This window comes from Synechococcus sp. R55.7, assembly GCF_047461955.1.
Classification (GTDB): domain Bacteria; phylum Cyanobacteriota; class Cyanobacteriia; order Thermostichales; family Thermostichaceae; genus Thermostichus.
In genome coordinates this window covers 2169-7393 of the sequence record NZ_JANSIC010000130.1, presented here as the reverse complement: position 1 = coordinate 7393, position 5225 = coordinate 2169, and the positions used below count along the sequence as shown (strand labels likewise).

The window sequence follows — 5225 nt, the reverse complement described above, 5'->3', positions numbered from 1 at the left end:
CTGAGAAGAGAGCAGCACCAGTTCTTGGACAATTTGGTTTGCAGCCTGTAGCTGGCGTGACAGCATGGGATCCCGATTGCGGCAGCGGTGCGGAGCACTTTCAACAGAGGCAACCGAAGGCATGACAGCAAGAGATGGGCTTCCATCAACAAGGAACCAACTTCTGCACAGCCTCTAACCGCCCCAAAGCCCAGCCCCGCCGCTGGAGAAGGGCAAAAGATTCCAGCAAATCCGGCCCCTGCAGATCCCCTGTCAGGGCGGCCCGCAAACTCTTCATCAGCAGGCCCTTTTTCATGTTCTGGCCCTTGGCCACCTGATCCACCAGCGGTTTTAAGCTGTCCGCCGAAACCTGGGGCAGCTCGGCAGCAGCCAACGTGGTGGCCATTGCAGCCATAGCCTCTGCCACCCCAGGCAGGCGCAACTGTTCCAGAGCTGGCAACGTGTAGCTGAGGGGCTCCTGAAACAAAAAGCGGCTGAGCGGAGGAGCCTCTGCCAGGCGGTCGATGCCATCGGCAATCAGGCGGGCCACATCTTCTAACCAGGTGGGATCCGGCACCTCGGAAAGGTCAAACCCTGCCGCCTGCCAAAAGGGGGTGAGCCGCTCCACCAGTTCTGGCGGGGAAAGCCGCTTGATGTACTGGCTGTTGATCCAGTTGAGCTTGTCCCAGTCAAAGCGGGCAGCCGCACGGTTAACCCGGTCAAAGTCGAACAGCGCAGCCGCCTTTTCCAAAGAGAAAAGCTCTTCCCCATCCGGGGGCGACCAACTGAGCAAAGCCAAATAGTTCTTGAGAGCTTCCGGCAAAAAGCCCAGTTGCTGGAACTCTGCTACCGAAGTTGCCCCATCCCGTTTGGAGAGCTTTTTCCCCTCCGGGTTCAGGATTAGCGGAGAATGGGCGAACTGGGGATGTTCGTAGCCAAGAGCGCGGTAGAGCAAAATCTGCTTGGGGGTATTGCCGATGTGATCTTCGCCGCGAATCACATGGGTGATGCCCATGTCGATGTCATCCACCACCACCGCCAAGTTGTAGAGAGGGCAGCCATCCGCCCGGGCAATGACCATATCCCCCCCCAAGTCCTGGGTGTTCCAGGTAATGGGGCCGCGAATGAGATCCACCCAAGACACTTCCAGGGGCTCCTCGATTTTGAAGCGGATCACCGGCTGCCGACCCTCGGCTTCGTAGGCCCGTCGCTGGGCTTCGGTGAGAAAGCGGTGGCGGTTGTCGTAGCGGGGGGCTTTGCCGGCGGCCTTCTGGGCAGCGCGCATCTCCTCCAGCTCCGCCTCGCTGACATAGCAGCGGTAGGCCAGCCCTTGATCTAGAAGCTGCTGCACCACTGCTTGGTAGCGCTCGATGCGCTTGGACTGGTAGACCGGCCCTTCGTCCCAGTCCAGGCCCAACCAGGCCAGGCCCGCCAAAATGTTGCGGGTGTAGCGGGGCAAAGAGCGATCGCGGTCGGTGTCCTCAATGCGCAAAATGAACCGGCCACCGTGGCGACGGGCATACAGCCAGTTGAACACTGCCGTCCGGGCGGTGCCGATGTGCAGATTTCCGGTTGGACTGGGGGCAAGGCGAACACAAACACTCACAGGCTGAAGGCTCCCAAGCAGAGCATCCTGATCCTAGTCGGCGGCGAGATCCTTTGTCATGTTGGCCCTCCATTGGGTTGCAGGCGGTTGCCAATTGAGGCATTTCGAGTAGAATCCGCCTTAGCTGCCGGTCAAAAGGTAGGCTGCACGGGGATCAAGGTTGATTGGCAACGTCCAACCCCCCCTTTTTTCCGGTGTTGAGGAAAAGCTGTAGCGCAGGAGGAATCCCAGCACATGCGTCTGACTTTGGCCATTCTTCTGGGTTGTCTGTCCGCCGGGATCCCGATTGGATCCGCCTTGGCCCAAATTGCCTATCCTTCCTATCCGGTGGGAGATGCCCTGGATAGGATCCTGTTGGATACAGGCAGGAATGTGGATCCGGTCATTTTCCCTGAGGAGGTGGTGCGCTCCCAGGCCCGGCAGACCACCGCCTTCTTCACCACGCTGCTGAACCAACGCACCAACATCCCACCCCTGCGCTCGCTAGATTTGCCCAGTCCCTATCAGGCTTCGGTTCGTACCCAGGCCGGGTACTACCGCGTGACCCAGACAGAGCCCGTTTTGGATTTTGAAATCTTGCGCTAGGCAGGGCAGGTATTCGGGGCCTGTTCCAGCGCCGGCCTGTTGCTGTTGCCAAAACGTTGTGTATGAAGCTCCGTTCTACTGCTGCGCGGAAGAAAGCTAGCTAGGGCGGTGGTTGTGCCCTGGTCGGCGTGGCGGAAAGGGCAGTGACTGCCTGGCGGTTGCCTTAAAGCTGTTCACCCAGGAGGGCATGGTTTTTCTCAGCGAAACAGCTCCCTGGAGAGGCGCTCCGCCGGCGCAATCGGACAAGAGGGAACTGGGGAAAGTTGTGTTTGTGAGAGCCTTCATCCTATGGCCCGCTCGCGCGGACGGTAACTGCCTCTCCGGTCAGCGAAAAAGCTCGCGTGGCGGTAATGCGCACCGGCACCAGGGATCCCTGCAGTTGCTCTGGATTCCCTTCAAAGAACACCAAGCGATTGCCGCGGGTACGCCCCATTGCCTGGCGGGGGTTTTTCGGGTTGGGGCCTTCCACCAGCACCTCTTGCACCTGGCCTAAGAGTCGGGCGCTGCGAGCGGCAGCCACCTCGGCCACCAGTCGGTTCAGCCGTTGCAGGCGGTCGCTTTTTTCCTCTTCAGGCACCTGGTCGGGCCACTCGGCGGCAGGGGTGCCGGGACGGGGGGAGTAGGCAGCAGTGTTCACTTGGTCAAAGCCGATATCCTGCACCAGTTGCAGGGTTTCTTGGAACTGAGCTTCGGTCTCTCCCGGGAAGCCGACAATGGCATCGGCGCTGATGGCGGCTTCGGGCATGTATTGGCGGATGAGCTGGATGATCTGGCGATAGCGCTCGTGGGTGTAGCCGCGCCGCATCCGCTTGAGCACTTCGTTGCTGCCCGCCTGGAAGGGGATGTGGAAGTGCTCGCAGACTTTGGGCAGCTCGGCGCAGGTGGCGATCAGCTCCTCGGTAAAGTAGCGCGGGTGGCTGGTGGCAAAGCGAATCCGTTCAATACCTTCCACCGAATGGACGAAGCGCAACAAGCTGGCCAGGTTGGTTTTCGGATCCAGATCCCGTCCGTAGGCATCGATGTTCTGCCCCAGCAACGTCACCTCGCGGTAGCCCGCTCTGGCCACGTCTTCGATTTCGGCGCGAATGGCCTGGGGCTGGCGGGACTGCTCTTGCCCTCGCACCCGCGGCACGATGCAGTAGGTACAACGCTCGTTGCAACCGTAGATGACATTGATCCAAGCAGTGACCTGGCTGTCGCGGCGGGGCTTGGTGATGTCTTCTGGGATCTCAACCGGCTCGGTGGCCACCACCTGGTTTCCGGCTTCCACCTGCGCCAACAGATCCCCAAGGCGGTTCACGTACTGGGGGCCCATGACCAGATCCAGCTCAGGGACGCGGCGCAACAATTTTTCCCCTTCCTGCTGGGCCACACAGCCGGCCACGATCAGCTTGATGGCCGGGTTCTTGCGCTTGCGCTGTGCCTGGATGCCCAGGTAGGAATAGACCTTCTGCTCAGCATTGTCGCGGATGGTGCAGGTGTTGTAGAGAACTAAGTCCGCCTGCAACTCATCTTCGGTGGCCACATACCCCAGGGACTCCAGGATCCCGGCCATGCGCTCGGTATCGGCGCGGTTCATTTGGCAGCCGAAGGTGATGGTGTGGTAGGTGGGAGCAGCCATGGGAAGAAACAGTACGAAGAACCACCATCTTCGAGCTTAGCGGATCCTTAAAATGGCTGCGGGGCTTGAGACTCCAACAGTTAATCTAGCTAGATAGAAATTCCTACACCGGCAAAGGCTCATGTTGCCCAAGCATCGTCCCAAGCAACTGTCGCTGGGCCCTCTGGAGTCGGAAATCTTGGACATCCTCTGGGATCTGGGCAGTGCCAGCACCCGTCAAATCCACGAGCGCATCTTGGCCGATCCGGATCGGGAGCTGGCCTATGCCTCTGTGACTACAGTTTTGCAGCGCTTAAGCCAGAAGGGCTGGGTGAGCTGTGAGCGCCGCACCGATCCCCAAGGGCGGAATCTGCCCATGCTGTGGCGGCCTCGTCTTTCGCGTCAGGAAGCGGCCAGCCTCAGGGCCTTCACCCACCTGCAGCAGTTTTTGGCTGTAGGGGATCCCGATACGGTGGCAGCCTTTGCCGATAGCCTGGATCAGGCCAGTGTGTCCCAGTTGCAGGCGATTGCCGAACGGCTGCGGGCAGCCCGTCAAGCCAGGAGGGATCCGCGATGAGCCACTTGGGCATGTTACTGCTGGGCTTGGGCCTCAGTTGGCTGTGGCGAGCCCAGGTGCGCCTGGACAGGAGTGGGGGATGGGGCCGACGTTGGCAGCGGGCTTGGATCCACTTCTTGCTGCCCCCGCTGCTGTTGCTGACCACTGCTTTGGCCTTGGCCTGGATGGGGCCGTGGGGACAAATGGCCGGGGTGGGGGGCTGGTTCTGCTACGGCTGTGCTCTGCTGTTGCTGGCCGTGGCCGGCGGCGTGGCCTTGCACTGGATTTGGGAATACTGGCGCTCCTATCGACGTGCCCATCTGCAAGCTTTAGCCCATGTGGATTTGCATGGCTCTCCGGCCTATGTGCTGGATTTGGAGATCCCTTTTGCTGCCCAAGTGGGGGTGTGGAATGCCCAGTTGGTGGTCAGCCGCGGCCTGCTGGAGCAGTTGGATGATGAGCACTTGCGGGCTGTAATCGCTCACGAAGAAGCCCATCGCCACTACCGCGACACCCTGTGGATGTTTGGGGTGGGCTGGCTGCGACGCCTCACCGGCTGGCTGCCCAACACTGAGGCCCTCTGGCAGGAATTGCTCACTCTGCGGGAACTGCGGGCGGATCGCTGGGCGGCCCAACGGGTGGATCCCTTGCTGTTGGGAGAGGCCCTGCTGCAGGTGGTGGGCTATGGCGTGGTGGAGCAACCGGCGGCGGCCTGGGTTGGCTTTGCAATGGCCGTGAGTTCAGACTCAGGGCAACGGCTGCAGGAGCGTATCGATGCCCTGCTGCAGCAGGCAGAGTCAGGGCCCGTCGATCCCCTACCCCATTCTTCTTCCATTCGGGGTTGGGCCTGGTTGGGGTTGTCCCTATTGCCTTTGCTGGCGATCCCGTTCCATACCTGA

At 60.8% G+C, this 5225-nt stretch carries 5 protein-coding genes; 3 read left to right on the top strand and 2 right to left on the bottom strand.

Going from position 1 to position 5225, the window contains the following annotated elements; genetic code table 11:
- Positions 1-145: 145 nt before the first annotated feature.
- The gene (gltX, locus tag NW820_RS08190; protein ID WP_414407206.1) at positions 146-1585 is read right to left on the bottom strand and encodes a glutamate--tRNA ligase; all 1440 of its coding nucleotides are present in this window, start codon (positions 1583-1585) and stop codon (positions 146-148) included.
- Between the two features lie 234 nt (positions 1586-1819).
- On the opposite strand from gltX, the gene NW820_RS08185 reads away from it, so the two are divergent.
- Positions 1820-2170: a hypothetical protein gene (locus NW820_RS08185; RefSeq protein ID WP_011433285.1), complete on the top strand. Its 351-nt coding sequence runs from the start codon at positions 1820-1822 to the stop codon at positions 2168-2170.
- Positions 2171-2456: 286 nt separating this feature from the next.
- Here NW820_RS08185 and miaB read toward each other — a convergent pair whose 3' ends face one another.
- Positions 2457-3791: a tRNA (N6-isopentenyl adenosine(37)-C2)-methylthiotransferase MiaB gene (gene miaB / locus NW820_RS08180; protein WP_414380946.1), complete on the bottom strand. Its 1335-nt coding sequence runs from the start codon at positions 3789-3791 to the stop codon at positions 2457-2459.
- A gap of 121 nt (positions 3792-3912) precedes the next feature.
- On the opposite strand from miaB, the gene NW820_RS08175 reads away from it, so the two are divergent.
- Both NW820_RS08175 and NW820_RS08170 read left to right on the top strand, forming a co-directional pair.
- Entirely contained in the window at positions 3913-4347 is a 435-nt protein-coding gene (locus tag NW820_RS08175) for a BlaI/MecI/CopY family transcriptional regulator (RefSeq protein WP_011433287.1), read from the top strand.
- Complete coding sequence (locus tag NW820_RS08170) at positions 4344-5225, top strand: M56 family metallopeptidase (RefSeq protein ID WP_414407205.1); 882 nt, start codon at positions 4344-4346, stop codon at positions 5223-5225. The genes NW820_RS08175 and NW820_RS08170 overlap by 4 nt, the downstream gene beginning before the upstream one ends.

Coding starts and splice junctions, on each gene's coding strand:
- miaB (WP_414380946.1), bottom strand. CDS start 3,791: ATGGCTGCTCCCACCTACCACACCATCACCTTCGGCTGCCAAATGAAC.
- NW820_RS08170 (WP_414407205.1), top strand. CDS start 4,344: ATGAGCCACTTGGGCATGTTACTGCTGGGCTTGGGCCTCAGTTGGCTG.
- NW820_RS08185 (WP_011433285.1), top strand. CDS start 1,820: ATGCGTCTGACTTTGGCCATTCTTCTGGGTTGTCTGTCCGCCGGGATC.
- NW820_RS08175 (WP_011433287.1), top strand. CDS start 3,913: ATGTTGCCCAAGCATCGTCCCAAGCAACTGTCGCTGGGCCCTCTGGAG.